Annotated in this window: 26 protein-coding genes and 1 riboswitch; of the genes, 8 read left to right on the forward strand and 18 right to left on the reverse strand. The window is 59.0% G+C overall.

Annotated elements, in window-relative coordinates; genetic code table 11:
• Positions 1–17: 17 nt before the first annotated feature.
• From QOL67_RS00865 to QOL67_RS00895, 7 genes are all read left to right on the forward strand, one after another.
• Positions 18–1151, forward strand: coding sequence for a Gfo/Idh/MocA family protein (locus QOL67_RS00865; RefSeq protein ID WP_283424053.1), 1134 nt, complete (start codon positions 18–20; stop codon positions 1149–1151).
• Complete coding sequence (locus tag QOL67_RS00870; RefSeq protein WP_283424054.1) at positions 1148–2125, forward strand: NAD-dependent epimerase/dehydratase family protein; 978 nt, start codon at positions 1148–1150, stop codon at positions 2123–2125. The genes QOL67_RS00865 and QOL67_RS00870 overlap by 4 nt, the downstream gene beginning before the upstream one ends.
• Positions 2122–3345, forward strand: coding sequence for a glycosyltransferase family 4 protein (locus QOL67_RS00875; RefSeq protein WP_283424055.1), 1224 nt, complete (start codon positions 2122–2124; stop codon positions 3343–3345). Before QOL67_RS00870 ends, QOL67_RS00875 begins: the two co-directional genes overlap by 4 nt.
• On the forward strand, positions 3342–4310 hold the full coding sequence (locus QOL67_RS00880) for a glycosyltransferase family 2 protein (RefSeq protein WP_283424056.1): 969 nt from the start codon (positions 3342–3344) through the stop codon (positions 4308–4310). The genes QOL67_RS00875 and QOL67_RS00880 overlap by 4 nt, the downstream gene beginning before the upstream one ends.
• A 2-nt stretch (positions 4311–4312) precedes the next feature.
• Positions 4313–6427, forward strand: a complete 2115-nt coding sequence (locus QOL67_RS00885) for an NAD-dependent epimerase/dehydratase family protein (RefSeq protein ID WP_430458932.1) — start codon at positions 4313–4315, stop codon at positions 6425–6427.
• Position 6428: 1 nt separating this feature from the next.
• A complete protein-coding gene (locus tag QOL67_RS00890; RefSeq protein ID WP_283424058.1) occupies positions 6429–6956 on the forward strand; it encodes a dienelactone hydrolase family protein in 528 nt (175 codons plus the stop codon).
• Between the two features lie 91 nt (positions 6957–7047).
• On the forward strand, positions 7048–7836 hold the full coding sequence (locus tag QOL67_RS00895) for a CpsD/CapB family tyrosine-protein kinase (protein WP_283424059.1): 789 nt from the start codon (positions 7048–7050) through the stop codon (positions 7834–7836).
• Positions 7837–7848: 12 nt separating this feature from the next.
• On the opposite strand, the gene QOL67_RS00900 is transcribed toward QOL67_RS00895, so the two are convergent.
• From QOL67_RS00900 to QOL67_RS00960, 13 genes are all read right to left on the reverse strand, one after another.
• Entirely contained in the window at positions 7849–8931 is a 1083-nt protein-coding gene (locus QOL67_RS00900) for an extracellular solute-binding protein (RefSeq protein WP_283424060.1), read from the reverse strand.
• Complete coding sequence (locus tag QOL67_RS00905) at positions 8922–10757, reverse strand: ATP-binding protein (RefSeq protein ID WP_283424061.1); 1836 nt, start codon at positions 10755–10757, stop codon at positions 8922–8924. Before QOL67_RS00905 ends, QOL67_RS00900 begins: the two co-directional genes overlap by 10 nt.
• A gap of 176 nt (positions 10758–10933) precedes the next feature.
• Positions 10934–11668 (reverse strand): ABC transporter permease, encoded by a 735-nt coding sequence (locus QOL67_RS00910; RefSeq protein WP_283424062.1) that lies wholly within the window; start codon positions 11666–11668, stop codon positions 10934–10936.
• The gene (locus QOL67_RS00915; RefSeq protein ID WP_283424063.1) at positions 11665–12393 is read right to left on the reverse strand and encodes an ABC transporter ATP-binding protein; all 729 of its coding nucleotides are present in this window, start codon (positions 12391–12393) and stop codon (positions 11665–11667) included. Before QOL67_RS00915 ends, QOL67_RS00910 begins: the two co-directional genes overlap by 4 nt.
• A complete protein-coding gene (gene tenA / locus QOL67_RS00920) occupies positions 12390–13070 on the reverse strand; it encodes a thiaminase II (RefSeq protein ID WP_430458927.1) in 681 nt (226 codons plus the stop codon). The genes QOL67_RS00915 and tenA overlap by 4 nt, the downstream gene beginning before the upstream one ends.
• On the reverse strand, positions 13070–14017 hold the full coding sequence (locus QOL67_RS00925) for an ABC transporter substrate-binding protein (protein WP_283424064.1): 948 nt from the start codon (positions 14015–14017) through the stop codon (positions 13070–13072). Before QOL67_RS00925 ends, tenA begins: the two co-directional genes overlap by 1 nt.
• Positions 14018–14033: 16 nt before the next feature.
• A complete protein-coding gene (locus tag QOL67_RS00930) occupies positions 14034–14999 on the reverse strand; it encodes a HesA/MoeB/ThiF family protein (protein ID WP_283424065.1) in 966 nt (321 codons plus the stop codon).
• Positions 14996–15592: a thiamine phosphate synthase gene (locus QOL67_RS00935; protein ID WP_283424066.1), complete on the reverse strand. Its 597-nt coding sequence runs from the start codon at positions 15590–15592 to the stop codon at positions 14996–14998. Before QOL67_RS00935 ends, QOL67_RS00930 begins: the two co-directional genes overlap by 4 nt.
• Positions 15589–16362: a thiazole synthase gene (locus tag QOL67_RS00940; RefSeq protein ID WP_283424067.1), complete on the reverse strand. Its 774-nt coding sequence runs from the start codon at positions 16360–16362 to the stop codon at positions 15589–15591. Before QOL67_RS00940 ends, QOL67_RS00935 begins: the two co-directional genes overlap by 4 nt.
• A 3-nt stretch (positions 16363–16365) precedes the next feature.
• The gene (gene thiS / locus QOL67_RS00945) at positions 16366–16560 is read right to left on the reverse strand and encodes a sulfur carrier protein ThiS (protein ID WP_283424068.1); all 195 of its coding nucleotides are present in this window, start codon (positions 16558–16560) and stop codon (positions 16366–16368) included.
• Complete coding sequence (locus QOL67_RS00950; protein WP_283424069.1) at positions 16544–17521, reverse strand: FAD-dependent oxidoreductase; 978 nt, start codon at positions 17519–17521, stop codon at positions 16544–16546. Before QOL67_RS00950 ends, thiS begins: the two co-directional genes overlap by 17 nt.
• Positions 17518–18321, reverse strand: a complete 804-nt coding sequence (gene thiD, locus QOL67_RS00955) for a bifunctional hydroxymethylpyrimidine kinase/phosphomethylpyrimidine kinase (RefSeq protein ID WP_283424070.1) — start codon at positions 18319–18321, stop codon at positions 17518–17520. Before thiD ends, QOL67_RS00950 begins: the two co-directional genes overlap by 4 nt.
• A 50-nt stretch (positions 18322–18371) precedes the next feature.
• Positions 18372–18479: riboswitch (TPP riboswitch) on the reverse strand.
• A gap of 109 nt (positions 18480–18588) precedes the next feature.
• Positions 18589–19059 carry a YHS domain-containing (seleno)protein gene (locus QOL67_RS00960; protein ID WP_283424071.1) on the reverse strand — a complete coding sequence of 157 codons (471 nt, stop codon included), beginning with the start codon at positions 19057–19059 and terminating at the stop codon, positions 18589–18591.
• 121 nt (positions 19060–19180) lie between these two features.
• Here QOL67_RS00960 and QOL67_RS00965 point away from each other — a divergent pair, with 121 nt between their 5' ends.
• On the forward strand, positions 19181–19738 hold the full coding sequence (locus QOL67_RS00965; protein ID WP_283424072.1) for a TetR/AcrR family transcriptional regulator: 558 nt from the start codon (positions 19181–19183) through the stop codon (positions 19736–19738).
• Between the two features lie 103 nt (positions 19739–19841).
• Here QOL67_RS00965 and QOL67_RS00970 read toward each other — a convergent pair whose 3' ends face one another.
• From QOL67_RS00970 to QOL67_RS00990, 5 genes are all read right to left on the reverse strand, one after another.
• Positions 19842–20210, reverse strand: a complete 369-nt coding sequence (locus QOL67_RS00970) for a MerR family transcriptional regulator (RefSeq protein ID WP_283424073.1) — start codon at positions 20208–20210, stop codon at positions 19842–19844.
• A gap of 111 nt (positions 20211–20321) precedes the next feature.
• Positions 20322–21086 carry an SDR family NAD(P)-dependent oxidoreductase gene (locus QOL67_RS00975; RefSeq protein WP_283424074.1) on the reverse strand — a complete coding sequence of 255 codons (765 nt, stop codon included), beginning with the start codon at positions 21084–21086 and terminating at the stop codon, positions 20322–20324.
• Positions 21087–21327: 241 nt separating this feature from the next.
• Positions 21328–22626, reverse strand: coding sequence for a M16 family metallopeptidase (locus QOL67_RS00980; RefSeq protein ID WP_283424075.1), 1299 nt, complete (start codon positions 22624–22626; stop codon positions 21328–21330).
• Positions 22623–23960: a M16 family metallopeptidase gene (locus QOL67_RS00985; protein ID WP_283424076.1), complete on the reverse strand. Its 1338-nt coding sequence runs from the start codon at positions 23958–23960 to the stop codon at positions 22623–22625. The genes QOL67_RS00980 and QOL67_RS00985 overlap by 4 nt, the downstream gene beginning before the upstream one ends.
• A gap of 110 nt (positions 23961–24070) precedes the next feature.
• Positions 24071–24616 (reverse strand): DUF3035 domain-containing protein, encoded by a 546-nt coding sequence (locus QOL67_RS00990; protein WP_283424077.1) that lies wholly within the window; start codon positions 24614–24616, stop codon positions 24071–24073.
• Between the last annotated feature and the right edge of the window lie 13 nt (positions 24617–24629).

Raw genomic sequence — 24629 nt, forward strand, 5'->3', positions numbered from 1 at the left:
TCAAAAGGATTCCCGCCATGTCAGCCGCCCAAACCCGCAGTGTGTCGATCATTGGTTGCGGCTTTGTCGCTGATCTTTACATGCGGTCTTTTGCGGCCCACCCCGACATCGCGGTGACGCAGGTGTATGATCATGATCCCAACCGCTTAAAAACCTTTGCCGATCATTGGAACCTGCACACAGCGGACAGCCTGGAGCGGTTACTGGGCAACCTGCCCCAAGGCTCACTGGTGTTGAACCTGACCAATCCCGGCGCCCATTACGATGTCTCCCGCGCCTGTCTTGAAGCCGGGCATCACGTCTATTCCGAAAAACCCTTGGCGACGGAAATGGCCGATGCCATTGCCTTGCATGAACTGGCCGCACAGAAAGACCTGCTGCTGTCCTCCGCACCTTGCTCAGTGCTGGGTGAAGCGGCGCAGACCTTGGCCAAAGCCATTCGCGACGATGTGGCAGGCCCCGTGCGCCTGATCTACGCGGAACTGGACGACGGCTTCATTCCACAAGCGCCTTATGCGGATTGGAAAAGCGAAAGCGGCGCACCTTGGCCTGCCCAAGATGAGTTTGCCGTGGGTTGCACGCTGGAGCACGCAGGCTACTACCTGACGTGGCTAATTGGCATGTTTGGCAGCGTGCGGCGCGTGGTGGCCGCCTCTGCCGAATGCCTGCCGGGCAAAGAGGCAATGGGCACCCCGGATTTCTCCACCGCCACGTTGTTTTTTGAAAATGGCATCACAGCACGGCTGACATGCTCGATTGTGGCGAGCCACGACCACAAGATCCGCGTGTTTGGCGACAAAGGTGTTCTTCAGGTGAAACAGGCCTGGGACAATGACGCACCGGTCAAATTCCACCGGCGCTTTACCCTGCGCCGTCGCCTTATCGAACATCCGATTGGCACGCGCCAGCAGATCAAAGGCGACACCCATCCCAAAGTGGCCCGCTGGGGCGCAGCCGCGATGAACTTCGCACTTGGCCCCGCAGAGATGCTGGACGCCTTGGCAGAAGATCGCCCCTGCCGCCTGTCACCGGACTTCGCATTGCACCTCAATGAGGTCACACTCGCCATTCAAAACGCCGGTGCGGACGGCTGTGCACAGGACATGTCCACACGGTGTGAGCCGATGGCACCCATGCCGTGGGCCATATGAGCGCGGCCGCGCTCGCCATAACCGGAGCCACCGGCTTTATTGGGCGGCATTGCGTTGAGCAGGCGCGGGCCGAAGGCACCACCTTGCGGCTGTTTGTACGCGACATGGCCAAAGTGCCCACCGCTTGGCAAACCGATAAGACCGTCGAAATCATCGCCATGGACCTAACCAACACTGGCGATGGGCTTGCTAACGCTCTGGACGGCATCCGTACTGTGATCCACTGCGCAGCCACCCTGAGCGGCGATCAGGACCGCGACACAGTGGCGGCCTCGGTCGCGGTGATTGATGCGGTGATCGCCGCGCAGGTGCCGCATGTGGTGTTGGCGGGGTCGCTGTCGGTCTATGACGTGAGCGGCGTACCCAAAGGCGGTGCGCTGGAGGAGTCCACCCCCGTGAACACCGACGGCCGCGATACCTACGCGCAGGCCAAACTCACGCAGGAGACCTTGTTTCACGATGGCGCATCGTTCTATGGCTACGCCCTGTCGGTCCTGCGGCTCGGCGCTGTTTGGGGGCCAGATCACCTGTTTAATGCTCATATTGGCCCAGCGGTTGGCAGCACGCTTCTAAAAATTGACGGCGGCGGCGAAGTCCCCTTGTGCCGTGTCGAACTGGCTGCGCAAGCATTGATCAAAGCGGCCCATGAACACACCGGTGTTGGCACCCTCAACATACTGGATGATGACCGCCCCAACCGTACGGATTTCCTGACCGCTTTTCGCGCCTGTGGCTGGCCCAAGCAGGTGTTGCCAACCCCACTTTGGCTCTGGCGCATGGCGGCGTTCATAACACCAGACAAGCCCACCATGCCCGGCCTTCTGCGCCGCGCAGTTTTGGAAGCCCGCCACCGTCCCGTCACCTATTCCAACACCATGATGCACAATCGCCTTGGCCCTGTCACAATGCTGCCCTTTGCGGCTGCAATGCAGGCCGCGATTGAACAGCAAGAGCAGCAGGCCACCCCGCCGTGAGCGACACAAAAAAGACCCCCATCGCCTATTTGACCGGCGAATACCCCCGCGCGACCGATACCTTTATCCAGCGCGAGGTCGCGGCGTTGCGTGCCCTAGGCCAACCGGTGGAAACCTGCTCCGTGCGCCGTACCGGCGTGGAGCATCTGGTGGGCGAAGAGCAGAAGGCCGAGGCCAAAGCCACCTTCTATATACTCGCTGCCGCCAAGTCGCCGGTAACCCTGTTAAGCGCGGTCTTTGGCGCACTACTGCGCAACCCTGCGCGCTTTTTCAAAGCCTTGGTGCTGGCTGTGAAAACCGCGCCTCCCGGCTTTCGCAATCTGATTTTTCAGCTGTTCTACTTTGCCGAGGCCGCCGTGCTCGCCGCACATTTGCGCAAAAAAGGCGTGCGGCATCTGCACAACCATATTGCCAAATCCTCTTGCACTGTCGCCATGCTGATGAGCGCGCTCTCCGGCATCCCCTACAGCTTCACACTGCACGGGCCGGACATCTTCTTTGCGCCGGATCACTGGCGGCTGGACGAGAAAATCAAACGCGCCAAATTTGTCGCCTGTATCAGCCATTTCTGCCGCTCGCAGGCGATGGCTTTCAGCAATCCCAAACACTGGGGCAAGCTGCACATCATCCACTGTGGCGTGGAGCCTGCGCGCTATGACGCAGGCGAAGATCCCGTGGAAACCAACCTGCTGTTTGTGGGGCGCCTCGCGCCTGTGAAAGGTCTGCCGATCCTGCTACGCGCGCTGGAACCGTTGAAAGCCGAGTTCCCCAAAATCCACCTCACCGTGATCGGCGATGGTCCCGGTCGCAAGGCGCTCGAACATCAAACCGAGGCCGCTGGCCTCTCAGAAAATGTGTCATTTGTCGGCTACAAATCCCAATCTGAAGTCGCCGAAGCCCTGGCCGCCTCCGACCTCTTTGTGCTGCCCAGTTTTGCCGAAGGCGTGCCCGTTGTGCTGATGGAGGCCATGGCCGCGCGCCGCCCTGTGGTGACCACCCATATCGCGGGCATTCCAGAGCTTGTGACCGACGGTGCTTCCGGCCTGTTGGTGCCACCCGGCAACCCGCACGCATTGTCCGCCGCCATTGGCAAAATCCTCGCCAACCCAGCCCGCGCCACAGCCATGGGCATCGCAGGCCGCGCGATGGTTGAAAAGGGCTTTGACATCAACAAGGAAGCTGCGCGAATGGGCCAGTTGCTGGACGGGGACCTCACATGAGCACCACCGCCATCATCATTGGCCGCAACGAGGGCAAACGGCTGATCGCCTGCCTCGCCTCATTGAAAGCTCAGGGCTCGGAGATGGTCTATGTCGACAGCGGCAGTTGGGACAATTCCGTGGCTGAAGCGCGCAAGGTTGGCGCACTGGTTGTGGAACTGGACAGCAGCCTGCCCTTCACCGCCGCCCGCGCCCGCCAAGCCGGATTTGACGCGCTGGCGCAAACCGGTGACCTGCCGGAGATTGTGCAGTTTGTGGATGGCGATTGCATTGTTGTCGACGGCTGGATCGCGGCGGGCGAAAAGGCGCTGCGCGAAGATGACAGCCTGGGCCTAATCACCGGCTGGCGGGCGGAGCTCTATCCCGAGCGCAGTGTCTATAACGCGCTTTGTGATTTTGAATGGCACCGCCCAGCGGGCGAAATTGTCGCCTGTGGTGGCGACATGATGGTGCGTTCCAAAGCCTTTGTAGAGGCGGGTGGGTTTGACGCCACAGTCATCGCGGCTGAGGATGACGAGTTCTGTGTACGGCTCGCCAAGGTAGGCTGGAAACTCCGTCGCCTGCCACAAGAGATGACCCGCCATGACGCCGCGATGCTGCGCTTTGGCCAGTGGTGGCAACGCGCCATACGCACCGGCCATGGCTTTGCCCAGGTTGGCTGGATGCACCCGCCTTATTTTCGCAAAGAACAACTGCGCGGCGTGATCTACGGGATGCTCCTGCCGCTGCTCGCGCTCTGGGGTCTGATGGACAGCGCGGTGCTGTTCCTGCTGGTGCTTGCCGTTTACGTGGCCAATTACATCCGCACCAAAAACGGCCTTGTCCGCGAGGGGCTGCCCTATTGGGAGGCCTGGCGCCACGCCCGCCTTCTGACCCTGTCCAAACTGCCCAATGTGATGGGCATGATCCTATTTCACTGGCGCCGCATGCGTGGCCGCGCGATGCACATCATCGAGTATAAATGATCATGAACACCTTTTCCGACGACCGCCCGATCCGCGCCGCCCTTCTGGGCGCTGGCTATATTGCCGACTGGCACGCCGCCGCCATTCTGGCCACACCGGGTGTAGAACTGGTTGCGGTTTGTGACCAATCCCGCGCCGCCGCCGATGCATTGGCACAGACCTATGGCATTGCCGCCTACACCGATCTGGACAAGCTGCTCTCGGCCAAGGTGGCCGACGCCATCCACATCGTCACGCCCCCCGGCACCCACCGGGCACTGGCCGAGACCTGCCTAACTTCGGGGCATCACGTGCTGGTAGAGAAACCCGTGGCGCTCTCCGGTGCCGAAACCGCTGAAATCCAGCAGATCGCCACAGAGGCGGGGCGCGTCTTTGCTGCCGGGCACAACTTCATGGGTACGCCGGGCTATCAGCGCCTCAAAACCCGACTTGAAGCCGGTGAGATTGGCCGGGTGGCCAGCGCCGAAATCAACTGGAACTTCCCGATGATGCCGCTGCGCTCCGGGCCTTATGGGTTGTGGCTGCTGCGCGACCCCCAAAACATGCTGCTGGAACTTGGCCCGCACCTCTTTGCTTTTGCGGTCGACCTGTTTGGACCACTCGCCATTGAGCATCTCAGCCTGTCCAAACCGGTGGACATCCCCGGTGATACCACCCGTCCACAAGGTTGGCGCATTCTCGCGTCGGCTGGGGATGTGTCGATCACACTGAACCTGTCGTTGGTGGAAACCATGGACGACCGCTCGGTGATCCTGCACGGCTCCACCGCGACTGCACGGTATGACTATGCGCACGACGTGCTGACCGTGGATGCTGAAAACGCCGCTGACATCGTTGCAAATCCCTTCCTGCGCCAGATGGGCCTCGCTGGCCAGCACCTGCGCGAAGGTGTGGTGAATGGCACACGCCAGCTTATCTCACTGAACCGCAAGTCTCCGTACGGATTGTCTTTTGCCGGTCTGTCCGGCGCCTTTTACAGCGCGATCCGCTCTGGCCGCCCGCTAGACGCGCGCTTCCATGGCGACAACGCAACGCTGGTGATGCAGGCGATTGATGCCGCCATCGCAAAGATGCCAAAACCAGCCAAAAAGCCAAAACCGGCCAGCCGCGCCAAGCCCAAGCCGTCTGTGCTGATCATCGGCGGCACCGGCTTTATTGGCCGTGATCTGACCCGCGCCTGGGTCGCCAAAGGCCGCGATGTGCGCGTGCTGTCACGTGGCACCAGCGGGCCGTTTGATGACATCGCCGACCATGTGGAGCTGTTTGGTGCCAACCTACGCGACTCGGATCAATTGGCCGAGGCCATGGAGGGCATCGAGATTGTCTACCACCTCGGCAAGTCCATGGATGCGACCTGGGATGCGGCGTTAAAAAATGACGTGGCCATCACCGAAACCATCGCGCAGGCCGCACAGGCTGCCGGTGTAAAGCGTTTCATCTACACCGGCACCATTGCCAGCTACGACATGTCCGATCCAAACGTGACCATCCGCGAGAGCCAGGGCTTTGGCGACGACATGGAAGATCGCAACATCTACGCCCGCTCCAAGGCGGAATGTGAGGCGCGGCTCTTGGAGATGCACCGCAAACACGGCCTGCCTTTGGTGATTGCCCGCCCCGGCATTGTGCTGGGCAAAGGTGGCCCGCTGCAACACTGGGGCATTGGCCGCTGGCATGGCGCAGGCGCGGTGCGCATCTGGGGCAAAGGCAAACACATCCTGCCGTTTGTGCTGAATGAAGACATCGCCGAAGGGCTGATCCTGATGGCAGAAAACGACGACGCTTTGGGGCAAAGCTTCAATCTGGTGGGTGAACCGATGTTCTCCGCCACGGATTATTTTGATGCGATCCACGCCCGCCTGGGTGCGCGGATCAAAGTGAAACCGGGCAACCTGACCGCATTTTATGCCTCCGCCTCAGTGAAGTATTTCCTGAAGAAACAGGTGCTGCGTCGCGGTGGCCTGTCCAACCCGTCTCTGGCTGATTGGAAAAGCCGCGCGCATTTCTCCCCGTTTGACAACAGCCTGCCCAAAAAGGTGCTCGGCTGGGAGCCCGAACGCCGCCGTGATATCTTTCTGACCAAGGCGATAGATGAGGCCAATTTGCTTGGCTTCTGACGTGTCGCTTATTGTTGTCACCGACATCCACGGTGCACCGGAACCGGAGCTGTGTTTGGGCGCGGGCTTACCTGTGGCACTGCGCCTGTCCCTTGCCGAACTCTGTGGGCGTCCTGATTTGAGTGGTGAAAATCTACACCACTATCTGTTCCAAGCAGCTGGCATGGCGCAGGCCGTGACCGCATTAAGTGTCCATCTGTCAGGCCAACCGCGCCTCATTGGCCTCGGCTATAGCGCCGGGGGCACCGCGCTGTGGAAAGCAGCCAAAGCGGGCGGGCGTCTGTCAGGTTTGGTCTGCGTTTCTTCCACGCGGTTGCGGGACGAAACAGCTCTGTCGATCCCAAACCAAGTCTACTTTGGCGACAAGGATCTCGGTCGCCCCTCAGAAGATTGGCTGGCAACCGTGCCCAACGCCGCCGCCGTGCTGCCCGACGCCGCGCATGCCTTTTACGCCGAGGCGGACCATCCCGGTCGCGCCCGACTCGCCGCTGAAATCGCCAGCACCTTCGGCAAATGGAACACCGTGTAAGACTGCGCGTCCCCCTATCTCCGCATTGGTGCCTTTCTTTTGACCGCATTACCCTGTTAATTTTGTCTCAAACAGAGCGGATTCACGCGCCATGAGCACAGATCAGACCCACGAGACCGACCTCCCCGACGACGAGGTCACCGACGCATCCCACGAGGAGGCGCGGCTGCCAGCTGTGCATGATCCTGATGTGTTTTGGGAGAGCATGACCGTGGCCGCGCTCACTGACGCCGACCTGGAGAAAAACTTCATTGTCAGCGCCACCCGAAGCCACCCAGCGCATGCTGCGTTTGACATGCTGCGCACCCGCCTGCTGCAAGCCCTCAACGAACATGGCTGGAGCCGTGTGGCGGTAACCGCCCCAACCCGTGGCTGCGGCAGCAGTTTTGTCACCACCAACTTGGCGATGGCCTTTGCGCGTCTGGATTCTGTGCGCACGGTGATGCTTGATATGGATTTGCGCTCTCCCAGTCTGGCCAAGACACTGAGCCTGACCGCGCCGGACAGCATGGCTGATTACCTGAGCGGCGTGATTGCACCGGAAAACTTCCTGCAGCGCATCCAACCCAACCTTGCGGTGGCTTTAAACGACACCGCCAGTGAGAATTCCGCGGAACTGTTTCAGAACGAGATGACCGCCGAAGTGCTCGCAGAACTCGAAGAGGCGCTGTGCCCAGATCTGATGTTGTTTGACATGCCGCCTGCGCTGGAATTTGACGATGTGCTGGGCTTCCTGCCCAATGTCGACGCTGTTCTAGTAGTTGCCGGAGGCGGGATTTCCACCGCCGAGGACATCACCAAAGTTGAACAAATCCTGTCAGAGGTGAAACCCATCCTTGGCGTGATGCTCAACAAGGCAGACGGGCCGGTGTCTTACTGACCTCGCAAAATCTTACATGCCCAATTGCATGCGCCGCCACCGACGATCCAAAAGGCGTTTCTCCGCCCCTGTCCGCGGGGTGAGCATAAACAGTTTATCCCGCCGGTCTGTGGGCGCCACCTGCTCCAAAATCTTTCGGTCAATGCTCTGCATTGCGGCGTGTGTCACCGGGATGTCCGTCAACGCCAGCGAAAACTGGGACACTTTGGCAAGCACCTCCGGCTCATTCATATAGCGCAACAATTGATTGCTGTGTGCAGGGTGTTCTGTGTCGTTTGGCAACACCAGAACATCCGCCCACAAAACGGTGCCCTCTTCGGGCACAAAATACCGCACTTCATCCCGCCCAAGTTGGGACTGCGGCGCCAAAGCATCGCTGCTCCAGGTCAGCGCGACACAGGCCTCGTTCTGCAAGATTTGCTCCTGCTGGCTGCCGTCAATGGTGTTCACGTACGGCATAATTTGTGCGAGCAGATCAAAGGCCTCGTTTAGATCTTCCTCAGCCATCGAGTTTGGATTGCGCCCCAAGTAATTCAGCGCAATCGCGACAACTTCTTGAACCGCATCAGCGATGGTAATGCCGCAATCCGACAACGCCGCCGCATATTGGGGGTCAAAGACCAGATCCCAACTGTTCAGCGTCCGCTCCGGCACGCGCTCCAACACATCGTCAATATCCACCATCAGACCAGTGGTGCCCCAAAGAAAAGGCACAGCATAGTCTTTGGCCATCGGCACCGCTTCGGACAGTTTTTCCATCAACTGTGGGTGACTGCCGTGCAACCTGGCCCGTTGATGAGGATCAAAGGGACGCAAAGCATCAATGCTCACCAGACGTGGCATGACCTCCACTGGTACAACCGCCAAATCATACCCGGTCTGGCCCGCCGCCAACCGTGCTTCGGCCTCATCCGCCACCATGAAGGTGTCAACGATCACATTGATCCCGTGCCGTTCGCCGAAGTTTTGAATAACTTCCTGCGGGATCGTGTTGTTCCACGCATAGAACCACACAGCATCCTCGCCGGCCCGAAGCGGCGCCGAGGCCAGCCCCAAAGCTGCCACAACAGTAAGTCCACATACCTTTAGGCCCACGCGCCATCCTCCTGTTCGTGTGTCACTGCTGGCCAATGCCGCAACAGCTCCGTTTTGAGCGCACTGCGGGTCACCGGCTTTTGCACGTAACCAGACATGCCGGCTTCTGAAGCTGCTTCGCGATGTTCTGTTTGGGCGTTGGCGGACAGACCCACAATGGGCACCAAAGCCGCCTTGTGGCGGGTGTCAGCCCGGATGGCACGGGTGGCCTGCAGCCCGTCCATCATTGGCATGCGCACATCCATCAAAATCAAATCAGGGTTCCAGTTGGCGGCCCGATCCACCGCTTCGAGCCCGTTGGCGGCAAAACTCACTTCACAGCCAAGAGTCTCGAGGATCTTGCGGGCCACAACTTGATTGACCCTGTTGTCGTCCGCCACCAGCACCCGTTTGCCAAAATGCACAGTTTCATGTTGAGTCGGCACAACCACTTCCTGCTGCGCCGTGCCCACCGGCAGTTCCAAAATGAACTCAGAACCTTCATTCAGGGCACTTTCCACACGCACGTGTCCGCCCAGCGCTTCACTCATGCGCTGCACAATCGACAAACCCAATCCCGTTCCGCCAAATTGGGTGGTGGTGCTGGAATCCGCCTGTTCAAATTGATCAAAAATGCGTTCCAACGCATTTGGTGCAATACCAATACCGTCATCTTTCACGGCAATCCGCAGACGTCGCTCTTCACCTTGAGACGGCGCAACATCTTCCAAATGCAGCTCAATTGTACCTTGCTCGGTAAACTTTACCGCATTGCCAACCAAATTGGCCAACACCTGTCGCAGCGCTTGTGGTGCGCTGTGCACAAACCACCCAGCCTCATTAGGCGCCGCATGCACCGTAAGGGTCACACCCTTTTGGGCCGCCTGACCGGAAAACAGCTCTGCGGTTTCCTGGCACAGGGCCTGAACATCAAAGGCTTCATAACTCAGCTCAACTTTGCCAGCCTCAATCTTGGCCAGATCCAACACATCATTGATCAGTTGCAACAGCGCCTGACCACTGCTTTTGATCATCGCCACCATGCGCCCCTGCTCTTTGTCGAGCGGCGTGCCGGTCAGCACATCTGCCAACCCCAGAACCCCGTTCAACGGTGTGCGAATTTCATGGCTCATGGTCGCCAGGAACATGGACTTGGCTTCAGACGCCGCCTCGGCTTTGCGCTGATTGTGTTCAATCTCGGACTGAGCGCGGATCACAAAGCGCTCCATCGGCAACAGCACAAATCGCGCGGCCAGTCCAACACCGACCATTGTGATCACCAATGCAAAAATCCCATAGGCAACTTGTGTGTCTGCGGCCTCCTGTGCGGCGGCGCGTTCTGCTTGCTTGATCCGGTTGAATATTGGCAACAACCGCATCGACAGATCCCCCGCCATGCCAGCCGCACGGGCCACGTCGGTCATATTCTGCCGTGGATCCACGGCAACCTCCGCCAGGAACAGCACATCCTCCAGCTCGAGAAGAGGGTTCATCGCATCTCGGCGCAGAATGCTCTGACCTTCAGGTGAGAATGTCTTCAGCGTGCGTTCTTGAGAAATGCGCTCCGCCGCTTCCTCAGCCGCATGCGCCGCACGCCGTACATGTGCGCTCGAGTTTTTTCCACGTTGCGAGACTGGCGCCATACGCAACTCCTGAAAGGCCATCGACATTTCAGACAAAGACAGCAGCAACGTGTCCACAGACGCAGTGTTCTGGTTACGCGTTGCCACGGTGTCCCGCCCGATGAGGGCCACCCACATCGCTGTAATAGCTGCCGCAAGCACAATGCTTAGGGCAATGCCGCTCCGCCAGCGGAGATACCGTCGTGTAATACGCAATTTCGACATTCAGCGGTCAATCTACAAACACAAAATCCACCCCAGAAGCAGTGCCAGCAGGTGGTTAAGGTAGTCTTAATGACCCTACGTTCCGAAGCATTTCTGTCGAGATTGGCTGAATTTGTTGTTCATTTTTGTAAAATGACCCCAAACCGCTTTGGGATTGGCCAAAATCACAAGGGAGATCACGTCTCACGATCACCCAACCCACGGGTGAGTTTGGCCACCAAGACATAGAGCAGCACAGACAGCACCCCCAACGTCAACATGGCGGCAAACATCAAGTCGGTCTTGGCCCGCCCATTGGCCAGAAGCATCAAATACCCTAGGCCTTTGGAGGACCCTACCCACTCTCCAATCACCGCTCCGATTGGGGCATAGACCGCAGCCAAACGCACACCAGCCCCCAAATTGGGCAACGCCGACGGTACACGAATATGCCACAAAACACGCCGCGGGCTGGCTTGCATGGTTTTGGCCAGATCGAGATAGCCCGGTGGCGTGCGCATCAACCCGTCAAAGAAGGCTGACGTGACCGGGAAATAGGTGATGAGAACGGCCATGGCCGCTTTGGACCAAAGCCCATAGCCCAACCACAGCGTCAGAATCGGCGCCAAGGCAAACACCGGCAGGGCTTGCGTGAAAACCAACATGGGCGCCAGCAACGTACGCACTGTTTTGGAGGACGCCAGTGTCAAAGCAGTGACAACACCCAACGAAATCCCAATGACCAACCCGATCAAAACTTCGTTCAACGTGATCAAGGTGTGTTCGGCAATAATCCAACGATTGAGCCACCACGTTTCTGCCACCAGAGCCGGGCTGGGCAAGATAAACTTCTGCACCCCGGTCAGGGTGACGATGGCTTGCCACACGCAAAGCGCAAACACGGTCGCAGCAATTGGAGGCCACAGCTTCATGACGATGTCTCCATCAGCAGGCGCAACAGATCAGAGCGACATGTAATGGTCTCTTGTGCATCCACTGCCCGAGGCACCGCCGCTGCGGGTGGGGCAACAGAGGTAAGTCCGGTTTCTGTCATGACGTGAATGGCATGGCCCAGTCGCGCCGCCTCACCCGGATCGTGGGTCACCACCAAAACGGTGCGATCGGTGAGCAAATCTGCGGCCAGATCCTGCATCGCCGCGCGGGTTTTCTCGTCCAGCGCCGAAAACGGCTCATCCAGCAGAATGATTGGCTTGTCTTCCATCAGCGTCCGCGCCAGCGCCACCCGTTGGCGTTGCCCGCCAGACAGCTCACTGGGTTTCTTGCCCAAATGATCGCGCAAGCCACAGCGGTCCACCAACCGATGCAATCGCGCCATATCTGTTTTTTGCCCGCGCAACCGGGCGCCCAGCGCGATATTTTTCTCCACTGTTGCCCAGGGCAACAACAGGTCATCTTGTGCCATATAGGCGATCCGCTCCGCCACCGATGCGCCGTCTGTGGCGGTAATCTTGCCATCAAAAACCGCGCCCGTTGGCAAATTCGCCATCAGCCGCAAAACCGTGGTTTTACCCACGCCGGACCCACCCAACAAGCAGGTCCAGCGCCCGGCATCCAAGGCCAGAGACAGCGGCGCAAACAGCGGCCGCCCATCAATGTGTGCCTGTCCTTTTAACGTGATGCCGGGCGCCAATGTCATGGGGTCAGACCCATCTGCCAGAAGTTAACTTCCAGCTCGGTGGCTGTACGGAACTTGTCGCACAACGTGGCAAAGCGCGGACTGGTTTCAAAGTCCTTGCCCAAACGCCTCTCCAGCGCACTATCCAGCAACTGCCCCACTGCGGCACAATCGCCTTGATAGCCGTCACCGGCATAGGTTCCGATCCAATCGGCGTAGGTCTCTGACGTCTTTTCAACGCCCAACCGTGCACCAATCTCGCCATAGCCCATCACGCAAGGTGCCAATGCTGCCAGCAAGTCCAGCAGATCACCAGAATAGCCCGCCTCCAACACATAGCGCGTGTAGGCGAGGTTTTCGGCCCGCTCTGGTGTGGCGAAAAGCTCTTCCTGCGGAATGCCCGCGGCCTCGCAAATGCCAACGTGCAGCTGCATTTCCTCAGCCACCAGCGCGTTCACAGTTGCAACCGCGCCAAGCATTTCGGCGTGGGTTTCCGACTTCACCACCGCCAGCGCCCAGGCGCGAGAGAAGTGGATCAGAAACACATAGTCCTGGCGCAGGTAATGCAGAAACGCCTCACGTGCCAGCGCGCCATCACGCAGCCCTTCGACAAAGGCATGGCGGGTGTACTCCCCCCATGCCTCGCCTGCCGCCTCACGCATCAATGCAAAGGCACGCCCATAGGTCTGAGCGCTCATTATTGGCTCATCGCCGGGGCGGTCACGTCGATGGTGATCGCCTCGACAGGGTTGATCGACGGGATCATGCCACTGTCGTGCAGAAACTGCTCAAAGCGCACGTAACGACCCGCGTCATAGCCCGCTGGGCGCAGCGCAAATCGTGGCAGCGTGTCGGCCCAAGCCCGTTTGTTCAGCTCATCTTGTAGCTCCACAGAGGTGCCGGAGAAGATGTCCCAGCTTTTCTGCGGGTTGTTCACGATATACTGGGTGGCTTTCTCAGTTGCCGCCATGAAACGCGCCACTTTGTCAGCATCCATGGTCTCTGGATTGGCCACATAGATCAGCTCATCATACGATGGCACACCCTCTTCTTCGATGTAGAAACAGGTGCCCGGATGGCCTTCGATGTCCATCTGGTTCAACTCAAAGTTCCGATACGCGCCAATCACCGCATCCACCTGACCAGACATCAACGATGGCGACAGGGAGAAGTTCACATTGACCAGCTCGATGTCATCGGTGGTGACACCATATTTGCCCAGAACCGCGCCTAGTACAGCCTCTTCCACGCCCGCGACGGAGAAGCCAACCTTCTTGCCTTTCAGGTCCGCTGGCGACTTGATCGGGCCATCTTCCAGCACCAGCAAGCAATTCAGCGGGGTCGCCACCAGCGTGCCAACACGTTTCAGCGGCAGACCTTCGTGGATCTGCAGGTGCAGTTGCGGCTGGTAAGACACTGCCAGATCGGCCTGACCAGCGGCCACAAGGCGAGGCGGCATGGAGGGATCGGCCGGGGCCACAATTTCAACCTCAAGGCCCTGCTCCTCAAAGTAGCCGTTCTCAGCGGCCACAATGATTGGACCGTGGTCGGGGTTGATGAACCAGTCCAGCAAAAGGGTCATCTTGTCAGCCGCCATGGCCGGAGTTGCGGCCATCAGGGCTACAGCTGCGATAAAGTGCTTCATTACGTTTCCTCTCATTCTAAGAAGCGGAGGCCGCGACAAGAACAATCTCGCCGGGCCAATCTTTTTGTATCTGTTCGGCTGCACGCCAAGACCGCAGCCCCGTTGCACAGCACAAAGCCAGCCGCCCCTCGGCGATTGGCAGTTCATCTTTCAACTGATCCGGCAACAGGCGCAGCGCATCCGGATGTGAAGGCTCCGGCGCTTCCTCAATGCCGCGCAACTCCACAATCGTGTCACCCTTGCCAAGCATCTCCAGCGACACAAAGCTAAAGGCTGTCTCCGGCTCCGGCGCAGCATCAAACCGAAACGGCGCGCTGCGCATGGTCTTGGCGTCAAACTGCACCATTTGCCCCAGCGGGCTTGGCTCCTGCCCCATCAACGTGGCCAGTGCCATCTGCGCCTGCATCGCGCCAATCAAGGCCACCACCGGCCCCATCACACCCGCCGTCGCGCAGCTCGCCCCGCTTTCCGGGGCCTCCGGGAACAACGCCCTCAACGATGGAGCGCCTCCGCAAACACCCGCCGCATAGCCCGACAGCGCCAAGGCAGATCCTGTGATCAGCGGGATGTTTTGCGCCAAACACAAATCGCTCAACGTGTAGCTCACCGCATAGCTGTCAGCGCAATCCATCACCAAGGTCACATCGTCGAGCAGCGCTGGCGCATTGGCCGGGGTCAGCTTGGCCACCACAGCCTCAACCGCAATCTCACCATTGATCGCCGCACATCGCGCCGCCGCCACCTCGGCCTTGGGCTGGCCTTGGTCCGCTTCGATAAACATCGTCTGACGATGCAGATTGGACAGCTCCACAGTGTCACAATCAACAATGGTAATCCGCCCAACACCTGCGCCCGCCAGTAAAGGCAGCGCACTCGCCGCCAAACCACCCGCGCCAATGACCAACACATGGGCCGTAGCCAGCGCCACCTGCCCATCTGCACCCACTTCGGGCAAAATCATCTGACGCGCGTAGCGGCTCACTTGCAGACCTCCAGCCACTGGCGCACGCGGTCTTCTGGATCGTCGTTGAGCGTAATGTCAGTGACCGCCGCAACAATGTCCGCCCCAGCCTCAAACACGCCCGGTGCACGGTCCACCGACATGCCGCCGATGCCCACCAGCGGCACATCGCCCACGCGTGCTTTCCATTCGGTCACACGCGGCAGGCCCTGTTGGTGCCATTTCATCTTTTTCAGAATGGTTGGATAGACCGGCCCAAGCGCGACATACTCAGGGGCGAATGCCAGCACCCGCTCCAACTCGTCGTCATCATGGGTCGACACGCCCAATTTGATCCCAGCCGCGCGGATCGCTTTAAGATCTGCATCGTCCAGATCTTCTTGGCCCAGGTGAAGCCACTCACAGCCCAGATCAATTGCCGCCTGCCAGTAATCATTGATCACCAACACACAGCCATATTCGCGACACAGCGCTTGGCCTTCGGCAATCTGTGCACGGACGTGGTCCTCCGTGGCATCCTTGATGCGCAGCTGCACCAGTTTGATGCCAAGCGGCAACATGCGTTTCAGCCAGTTCACATCATCAAAAATCGGGTAAAACTTATGCAGGCTCATGACAGGAATGCCTTTCCAATAACCGGTGTGCTGGCTTCGGCCATGTCACGCGCCTCAATCGGGTCCGCGTCGCAAGCCATCTGGCCCGCTTCCACGGCGGCCATCATCGCCTTGGCCATGGCCACCGGATCACCGGCTTTCGCCACCGCTGTATTCAGCAGCACCGCATCAAAGCCCAGCTCCATCGCCGCCGCCGCATGGCTCGGCAGGCCAATGCCCGCGTCCACAACCAGCGGCACGTCTGGAAACTCCGCCCGCATCGCCCGCAAGGCGTAAATGTTGTTCAACCCGCGCCCGGAGCCAATTGGCGCGCCCCAGGGCATCAGCACCTCACAGCCTGCCTCGAGCAGACGCTCCCCCACGATCAGGTCTTCGGTGGTGTAGGGAAACACCTCAAAACCGTCCTCAGACAGGATGCGCGCGGCCTCAACCAGTTGAAACACATCCGGCTGCAAACTATCGGTGTGGCCAATTAGCTCCAGCTTGATCCACTTGGTGTCAAACACCTCCCGCGCCATATGTGCCGTGGTCACGGCCTCTTTCACCGTATGACAGCCCGCCGTGTTGGGCAGCACATGTACGCCCAGATCCGCGATCATCTGCCAAAAAGTCTGTCCCGCCCCGCCAGCACCTTCGCGGCGTAGTGACACCGTCGCCACGCCCGCGCCGGACGCACGAAACGCCTCTTCCAAAATCGCCGGGCTTGGATATTGCGCCGTGCCCAGCATCAACGGGTTTGGCAGCTCCACGCCATAAAACGACTTGCCCATCTTTCAGCCCCCCTGCATCGGCGCAACCACTTCAACGCGGTCGCCATCGGCCAATGTCTGCGCCGCGCGCAATCCGGCGGGCACAAAACCTTCGTTGAGTGAGGTCGCCACGCGCCCCGAAAACCCACACTCGCCCAACAGGCCCGCCAAATCCGTGGCCGCCACCTCGCGGGCCTCTCCGTTAAGCACGATCTTCATCGACCATCTCCGAATGAATGTTGTGAAGCGCCAAATCCGCGACGCCTTTGGCCAGCGCAGGGGCCAGCAAATAGCCATGGCGATACAGACCGTTGGCGTAAATTGTCCGTCCCAACCGCCGGATACGCGGCAGGTTGTCGGGAAACGCAGGACGCAGATCAACGCCAATTTCCAGCACTTCCGCCTCGCCAAACGCCGGGTTCAGCGCATAGGCCGCGCTCAAAAGTTCCAGCATCGAGCGCGCGGTGATGCGGCTGCTGTCTTCGCTCTCAATCGAGGTCGCGCCGAGCATATAGACCCCGTCGCCGCGCGGCACGATGTAAAGCGGAATGCGTGGGTGTAGCAAACGCACAGGGCGGGTGATCTCTACATCCGGCGCGCGGATGATCAGCATCTCACCTTTCACGCCGCGCAGGTCATAAAGGTATTCCCGCGCCGACAGGCCCCGGCAATCTATTGCATTCTCCAAGCCGCTCGGCGCGATCTTCTTATGAAATATCACGCCTCTGTCGACCAAGCCGCGATACAAGTCCTGCAAAGCTTTGCGCGGATCAAGGTGGGCTTCCTCTTCAAAGAACAGCCCTTGCCCAAAGCCGTGCAAATCCGGCTCTAACGCAGCCACTTTTTCGCGCCCAACCTCGGTAAAACCCTCAGTGCGACGCGCAAAGCGGCGCATGTCTGGCAGGTCGCGTTTGTTCGCAACCACCAATGTGCCCGCCTTGGTCACGCGGGTCCGTTTGGACCACCAACCAATTGCCTCCTGACCAAAGCGCAGCACAGGTTCCTCGGCGTTCTCATACTCACACCACGGCGCCAACATGCCGCCTGCCCACCAGCTACAACCATGTGGGCCGGGTGGGCCAGCAGGATCAAACACCTGCACTTGCGCACCGCGCTCGGCAAGCTCCGTGGCCACGGACAGACCAGCCACGCCAGCCCCTATGACGGAATACAGTGTCACGCTGTCCACACGCGGTGGAAGTGGTGCAACGGCCCGTGGCCATGACCAACGTTCAAGTCATCCGCCGCCGCAATCGCGCCCTGCAAATACGCATGAGCCTCTGTCACGGCCTCCGTCATCGGCAAGCCCTTGGCAAGCCCCGCCGCAATGGACGACGACAACGTACAACCTGTGCCATGGGTGTTCTTGGTCTGCTTGCGCGGCGCGGTCAGCTCCAGCTGCATACCCTCATAGGTCATCAGATAGTCGTGGCAAATATCCCCATCCGCATGACCGCCTTTCATCAGCACCGCTTGCGCACCTACGGCACACAACGCCTGCCCCTGCGCCACAACTTGCTCTTCACAGCAGGCAAACTCTTCTTTCAACAGCGCCGCCGCCTCCGGCAGGTTGGGCGTGATCACCGTCGCTCGCGGTACCAGCACATCGCGCAGGGTCATCACCGCCTCTTCCGCCAACAGGCTGTCCCCGGACTTCGCCACCATCACCGTGTCGAGCACCACTGGCCCCGTGAAATCCGCAATCGCCTCTGCCACCGTGTGAATGATTTCCGGTGTCGCCAGCATGCCAATCTTGATCGCGCCCACATCCATATCCGACAGCACCGCGTCGATCTGTGCGCGCACCACATCCAGCGGAATGGGATGTACCGCCGTCACAGCTTGAGTGTTCTGGGCTGTCACAGCCGTGATCACGCTGGTGCCAAAAGTGCCCAGAGCGCTAAACGCTTTCAAATCTGCCTGAATGCCTGCGCCGCCACCGCTGTCGGAGCCTGCAATTGTCAAAGCGATATGGGCCATAAATGACGCCTCCCAGTTTCAAAAACGGGATTCCGCGCGGCAAAAACGTCATCTACTTTGACACCGTTCCCTCCGCCGGTATTGCCCGGATCAGGTTCGATGGGTTTACGCCTAAGCGATTCTCAGCCCTGCAACGCAGAACACCCCAACGGTTATCTGCCTCTTAGACAAAGCCATCCGCCACGTCAATCACCACCGCCAGACGCAAAAAGCCCCCACCGATGTCTCGGTGAGGGCCAGCGGCCATCGGAGTGGTGGCAGGGTGCCTTATTGCAGGCTGGCCGGATCTTTGTCTGCGATGGTGGTCCAATTCGCGTCAGCTTTTTCAATGAATCCCGGGATGTCCGCGACCCAACGCTCTTGCACGTCCTGAGAAATATTCAGGAACAGCTCGCCGTCCACGATTTTCCAGTGGGTTGGGTCACCGTCAAATTTGAAGCCCATCGCCGCGCCAAAGGCACAGTATCCACCGTACTCTGGCAGGTAGGCTTCCGGGTCTGCCTCAAACGCCGCTTTGTGCTCTTCTGTGGCAAAACGGTAAGTTGCGTCATTGTATGCAGAGGTGATTTTCCAGCTGCCCTTGGTAGGCGCGCCATCGGTGAAGTAGGCCACCGGATCATAGCCTTGCAGGGCCAGGCCAGTGGAAGACGCGTTGAGGTCAACGCCAGCGGCAAAAGCGGAGGTGGCCACAGCCACGGACAGCGCAGCACCGGTGATCAGAGATTTGAAAACGTTCATGGGGGAGGTCCCTTTGTTGAATGATCTAAGTTTGGAACCAATCAGTTCCTATTGCCCATTTACAATTTGGAACCAAATGGTACAAATCAACTGAGCGTGAGTACTGCGTGAGGACAAAACCATGGCGAGACCCAGAGAGTTTGACACCAGCACAGCCATCGGCGGCGCGATGGCGATCTTTTGGCGACAAGGCTACAAGGCCACCAACCTGCCTGATCTTTTGCGCGCCATGGGCCTCACCCGTGGCAGTTTTTACAAAGCCTTTGTCGACAAAGAGGCGGTCTATTTCCAGACTTTGCTGCGCTACGATACCGAGGTGGTCTCCACCACGCTGGCAATGCTCAAAGCCTGCGACGCACCTTTGGCGACCACCTGCCTGATGCCGCTGTTCACCCCGTCAGGTAAAGCCGACATGGGCTGTTTTATCTGCAACGCCATGGTCGAGGTTGCCCCGGACAACCCAAAGGTCGCGCAGAAAACCCAAGAAATGGCCGATCGCCTGAAAGAGGGGATTTTCGGCGTGCTGGAGGTGCGTGGTGTGGGGGGCCCTTCCCCCACCCACCGCGCCGATCTGGCCGAGATGGTCCTGCACCTCTATTTTGGCTTTCAGGCCATGGGCAAATCCGGCCGCGCGCAGGACGATTGGGAAGGGCGGATCAGGCGGTTGTTGGGGGAGTGAGTAAGCAACGGCTTTTGTGGTTTTGAAGGGTCACCTTGCGACGGATGTCACGTCTAGGCAGGAGAATCACGGCGTGCCCCCGCAGGCCTCGACAAAACTCAGCTCAGTGGTGGCTTAGGGTAGATAGCCCGTTTTGTAGCGTGACCAGCCGGTCAAGAACGGCACTTCGTTTCTCGTCAAGTTCCGCTCTAAGACGGTCAATATGCTCTAACTTCTCGGTCAACTTCTCGATGCCGCCTGCGCATGGGCCATCGCCATCGTCCGAAAGGCACGCACTCATGGCGCGGATTTCACGGACGGAAAACCCTGTCGCGATAAAATCACGTATGCGACCAGCACGACGCAGATCAGCCGCGCTGTAACTACGATAGCCATTTAGGGAGCGGTCAACGTCCATAAGACCTTCTTTTTCATAATGTCGCAACATACGTTGCGTGATGCCAAGTTGTTCGGCAGCTTCTTTTGCCTGCATGTGTACCCCTCCAATGAGCCTCCCAAAAAATGTAAATCGTGATGGTGATAATCAAGGGGGGAGCCGAATGAACAAGTCCTGCCAACCGCCGTCAACCGACTCCCCAATCGGTCAGGTACGGAGCGACCAACCGCCGTCTACTGTTAAGGTCTGTCCTGTCAGCCAGCTATTGTCAGAGCTTCCAAGGCGCAAAACCCAAGGCACAATATCATCCGTTGTCCCACGTCGCCCTAAAGGTACCTGACTGGCCTCTTGTTCCTCGATCTGCTGCGCCATCTCTTCAGGAAGCCCCATCATCCCGGTCAAGGCGCCGCTTTTGACAGGCCCCGGCGCAATTGCATTTACACGAATCCCATCATCGGCCAGCTCAATCGCCCAAGATCTGGTCAAATTTTCCAGGGCCGCTTTGGTTGCGCCGTAATGGGCCAACATGGGGGCTGCGTTTCGAGAAACTGCGGTTGAAATATTTACGATTGCCCCTTTGCTGTCACGCAACGGCGCTTGGGCGGCCTTTACCAACTGGGATGGCCCGACAATGTTAACAGCCGACATTTTTGCAATAGTATCCGCATCGTAAGCTGCCACAGGTAGGGGTTGACCAGCGCCGGAATTGTTGACGATCAGATCAATGCGCCCCCAACGCGCCATTGCAGCTTCAACGATGGTGGACCCGCTGTTTACATCCGCACTGTCGACTTGCAGCGTCGCAATATTCTCACTTGAAGCAGCGACTTGCGACAACTTTTCTTCTGTACGGCCCGTGATCAGGACGTTTGCACCGTTTGCAACGAGTTCCGCCGCTGTGGCTCGGCCGATGCCCGAACTCCCACCTGTGACAATTGCCACCTTGCCCTGCCAGGCGCCCTTATTTTCCATGTCTAGAACTCCTATCTTCGAATCATTGGATGTCGATAAGAGCTACGCTTAGAGCCCTGACACTAGTGTCAGGGTCAAAGGGTTTAATGACGTCGGGATGACGTTTTTTGATCGCCTGCCGTTGGGTCTAGATACAAAATCGATAAACTTACACTGCACCCTGACTTTCGCTTTAATCCCCCAACAAAAAACGCGGAAGGCTTTCACCTCCCGCGCTTCACATCCTAATTGATGACAGCTCTCACAGCCCTTCAGGCTTGCCCACCACCACAAATTGCAGTTTCTCCGGCGTCAAAAGCTCTCCGGCCACGCGCTTCACATCCCCCACCGTGACAGCATCCACTTTGTCGTTGCGGGTGGCGATGTAGTCGATGGGCATGTTGTCCATCTGCATGGCCACCATGATCGTCGCAATTGAGCCATTGCCGTCAAACCGCAGCGGGTAGGCCCCGGTCAGCAGCGCCTTGGCTTTCTCAACCTCGTCCTCTGTCGGGCCTTCAGCCGCCATCAAAGCCCACTCATCCTGAATGACCTCAATCGCCTGCGCCACGCGGTCATTGGCCGAGGACACGCTGCCCATGTAGACGTTCGCCAGATCACGCAGCACGATGTAGCTGTAGACGCCATAGGACAGACCACGTTTGACCCGGACTTCCTCCATCAGACGGCTTTCAAACCCGCCGCCACCCAAAATGGTGTTCAGCACATAAGCGGCAAAGAAATCCTCATCGTCGCGGTCAATGCCGTTTTGCGCAAACATCGCCACCGACTGCGGCGTGTCAAAACCCACCACATCGACGCCGCCTGTGATGTCCACCACCGCGTCAACCGGCATCGGCGCGCCGGTCTCTGGCAGGTCACCCAGCAGGGCATCCAATAGCGGCCCCAGTTCCTCGGCGGTGATGTCGCCTACGACGCCGACAAACAGTCGGTCTTTGGCCAGTGCGCCTGCATGTGCCGCAATCATGTCCTCGCGGGTCAGGTGGGTCACGCTCTCAATGGTGCCTTCGCCGCCGGACCCATAAGGATGATCACCATAGATGATCTCCGCCATGCGGGCGCTGGCGATTTCATCCGGGTCTTTCAAATCAGAGCGCAGGCCAGACAGCACCTGTTCGCGCACGCGGTCCAGCGCATCCTGCGGGAAACTCGGCGCCACCAGCGACTTGCGCAGCAGGGCCAGCGCCTCATCGCGGTTCTCGGTCAGCACACGCGCGGAAATCGACACCGCATCGGCGTGGCTGTCATAGCCAAACTGCGCTGCCAGCTCTTCGCTTGCTTTGGCAAACCCCTGCGCGTCCATGTCGCCGGTACCCTCTTCGAGCAACCCCACCATCAGGTTGGTTGCCCCGCGCGCACCCTCGACATCCAGCGAGGTGCCGCCTTTGAAACGGATTTCCAGCGCCACAAAGGGGATCGACGGCTCTTCGACCAGCCAGGCATTGATGCCGCCGGGTGAGGTGACTTCTTTGATCTTGATCTCTGCCCAGGCAGGCACAGCCACAAACAGCGTCACACATGCAATCAAAACACGGATCATTGTGCCATCTCCTCTTCTGTCAACAGCCAGCCGGTCACCGATTTTTTCCGGTCAAAGATCATTTCCGCCGCCGCCATGATTTCTTCCGGCGTAATCGACTGCAAAATCTCCGGCCACTCCTGAATGTCCGCGATGGTCAGCCCCGAGGTCAGCCCCCGGCCATAGCGGTTGGCCACACTGTCCACATTGTCACGCTCATAAATCTGACTGGCGCGCAGCTGCATCTTGATGCGCTCCAGATGCGCCTCATCCACGCCGGTTTCCATGAACTCCACCACAACCGCATCCATCGCGTCTTCGGCCTCTTGCATCTCAATCCCCGGTGCGGGCACGGTCAGCAGGTTAAACGTTGTCGCGTCCAGCGAAGTGCCGCGATACCAGGACGTGGCGTAGATCGAGTTCTTATCCTCAAACTGCAACTTCTGGCTCAGCACAGAGGTCTGACCGCCACCCAGCAACTCCGCCAACAATGTGAGTGCCGCCGCACCACGTTGATCACCGGGATTGCGTTCTGGCGCAAGGTAAGAGCGCGTCACATAAGGCTGCGCCACACGGGCATCATAAAACTCCATCCGCCGCGCGCTGGTCTGGGGTGGCTCGCTAGGGCGTGCCCGCTCTGGCAAATCAGGATTGGCCGGGATCACGCCGTAATACTGCTCCGCCAGCGCTTTGACTTCTTCCGGCTCCACATCACCCGCGACAATCAGGATTGCATTGTTGGGCGCATAGTAGGTCCCATAGTATTCCAGCGCATCTTCCAGACCGAGCGCCTCCATCTCGTGGCGCCAGCCGATAATCGGGATGCCATAGCGGTGATTGAGATATTGCGAGGCGTTCAACTGCTCGCGGAACAGCGCACCGGGGTTGTTCTCGACCCGCTGATTGCGCTCCTCAATGATGACATCACGCTCAGTCAGGATTTCTTCCTCCCCGAGGCGAATATTCACCATCCGGTCGCTCTCCATGGTCATCATCAGTTCCAACCGGTCGGCTGCGACACGCTGGTGGTAGGCTGTCACATCAAAGCTGGTAAACGCGTTGTCACGGCCACCATTGGCCGCCACGGTTGCGGAAAACTCACCGGACTCCAGCGTGTCCGTGGCTTTGAACAGCAGATGTTCCAAGAAATGCGCCACGCCCGACACGCCCGGCTTTTCATCGGCGGACCCCGCTTTGTACCACACCATATGCATCACCACCGGTGCGCGGTGATCCTCGACCACCACCACTTGCATGCCGTTCTCCAGCATAAAATCAGTGACCTGATCTTCCGCTTGCGCGGGCAGCGCACTGACCACCCCAAGCGCCAGCGCACAGACTAAGCGTCGCAACATAAAACAATCTCCTTAAAACAGGCTTGTACAAATAGTTACGCCCCCGAAGGGGCGCTGCAAGGCATCAAACGAATTTGTGAGCAAGAATGGGCACATTCATGCCCAAAACTTTACTGAACCGGGGCCGCCGGTGTGCGTGCACCGGCGCGCTTCCAACGCCACCACTCATCGCGATAGTCCAACGCCTGACGTTTATAAACGTCCTCATAGAGGCCTTTTTTGCTGATCCGCAGCCACGTGCCCCGCCCCCGCTTGCGCCGGAACTCTTCATCGTCTTCCCAGACTTTCGCGCGAATGTCCGCTTCCCGTCCCAGACGCGAGGAGTAATTCACAAGATTGCCATCACTGGCAGGAATGCCGGTGTTGTATGGGCTGCGGGCGGAAGCCTTACCACCCAGCGCAACCACCGCATCGCCCAAAGGATCTTGATCGGTACGGTTCACACCACCCGGCGTGGGCAGCGGCAGGGCCGCGTAATCCTTGGGTTGGGTGAGTTGTTTGGCCGGCATAATGGTGAACTCATCCGGTCCGTCACCCGAAGGCGCGGTGGAATGCAGCGTTTTACTGCCCGAACACGCCGCCAATCCAACAGCGACAAAACCCAAAATCAAAAGACGTAAAAGCCCCATATGCCCCACTCCACGAAACTTGGGCACAGCTTTAGCGCAT

The sequence above is a fragment of the Shimia sagamensis genome, from assembly GCF_900182745.1.
Taxonomy (GTDB): domain Bacteria; phylum Pseudomonadota; class Alphaproteobacteria; order Rhodobacterales; family Rhodobacteraceae; genus Shimia; species Shimia sagamensis.

Bases quoted from the DNA above. Each gene is read 5' to 3' on its own strand.
- QOL67_RS00865 (WP_283424053.1), top strand. From the start codon at position 18: ATGTCAGCCGCCCAAACCCGCAGTGTGTCGATCATTGGTTGCGGCTTT.
- QOL67_RS00870 (WP_283424054.1), top strand. From the start codon at position 1,148: ATGAGCGCGGCCGCGCTCGCCATAACCGGAGCCACCGGCTTTATTGGG.
- QOL67_RS00880 (WP_283424056.1), top strand. From the start codon at position 3,342: ATGAGCACCACCGCCATCATCATTGGCCGCAACGAGGGCAAACGGCTG.
- QOL67_RS00885 (WP_430458932.1), top strand. From the start codon at position 4,313: ATGAACACCTTTTCCGACGACCGCCCGATCCGCGCCGCCCTTCTGGGC.
- QOL67_RS00895 (WP_283424059.1), top strand. From the start codon at position 7,048: ATGAGCACAGATCAGACCCACGAGACCGACCTCCCCGACGACGAGGTC.
- QOL67_RS00905 (WP_283424061.1), bottom strand. From the start codon at position 10,757: ATGTCGAAATTGCGTATTACACGACGGTATCTCCGCTGGCGGAGCGGC.
- QOL67_RS00910 (WP_283424062.1), bottom strand. From the start codon at position 11,668: ATGAAGCTGTGGCCTCCAATTGCTGCGACCGTGTTTGCGCTTTGCGTG.
- QOL67_RS00915 (WP_283424063.1), bottom strand. From the start codon at position 12,393: ATGACATTGGCGCCCGGCATCACGTTAAAAGGACAGGCACACATTGAT.
- tenA (WP_430458927.1), bottom strand. From the start codon at position 13,070: ATGAGCGCTCAGACCTATGGGCGTGCCTTTGCATTGATGCGTGAGGCG.
- QOL67_RS00925 (WP_283424064.1), bottom strand. From the start codon at position 14,017: ATGAAGCACTTTATCGCAGCTGTAGCCCTGATGGCCGCAACTCCGGCC.
- QOL67_RS00935 (WP_283424066.1), bottom strand. From the start codon at position 15,592: ATGAGCCTGCATAAGTTTTACCCGATTTTTGATGATGTGAACTGGCTG.
- QOL67_RS00940 (WP_283424067.1), bottom strand. From the start codon at position 16,362: ATGGGCAAGTCGTTTTATGGCGTGGAGCTGCCAAACCCGTTGATGCTG.
- thiS (WP_283424068.1), bottom strand. From the start codon at position 16,560: ATGAAGATCGTGCTTAACGGAGAGGCCCGCGAGGTGGCGGCCACGGAT.
- thiD (WP_283424070.1), bottom strand. From the start codon at position 18,321: ATGGCCCATATCGCTTTGACAATTGCAGGCTCCGACAGCGGTGGCGGC.
- QOL67_RS00960 (WP_283424071.1), bottom strand. From the start codon at position 19,059: ATGAACGTTTTCAAATCTCTGATCACCGGTGCTGCGCTGTCCGTGGCT.
- QOL67_RS00965 (WP_283424072.1), top strand. From the start codon at position 19,181: ATGGCGAGACCCAGAGAGTTTGACACCAGCACAGCCATCGGCGGCGCG.
- QOL67_RS00970 (WP_283424073.1), bottom strand. From the start codon at position 20,210: ATGCAGGCAAAAGAAGCTGCCGAACAACTTGGCATCACGCAACGTATG.
- QOL67_RS00975 (WP_283424074.1), bottom strand. From the start codon at position 21,086: ATGGAAAATAAGGGCGCCTGGCAGGGCAAGGTGGCAATTGTCACAGGT.
- QOL67_RS00980 (WP_283424075.1), bottom strand. From the start codon at position 22,626: ATGATCCGTGTTTTGATTGCATGTGTGACGCTGTTTGTGGCTGTGCCT.
- QOL67_RS00985 (WP_283424076.1), bottom strand. From the start codon at position 23,960: ATGTTGCGACGCTTAGTCTGTGCGCTGGCGCTTGGGGTGGTCAGTGCG.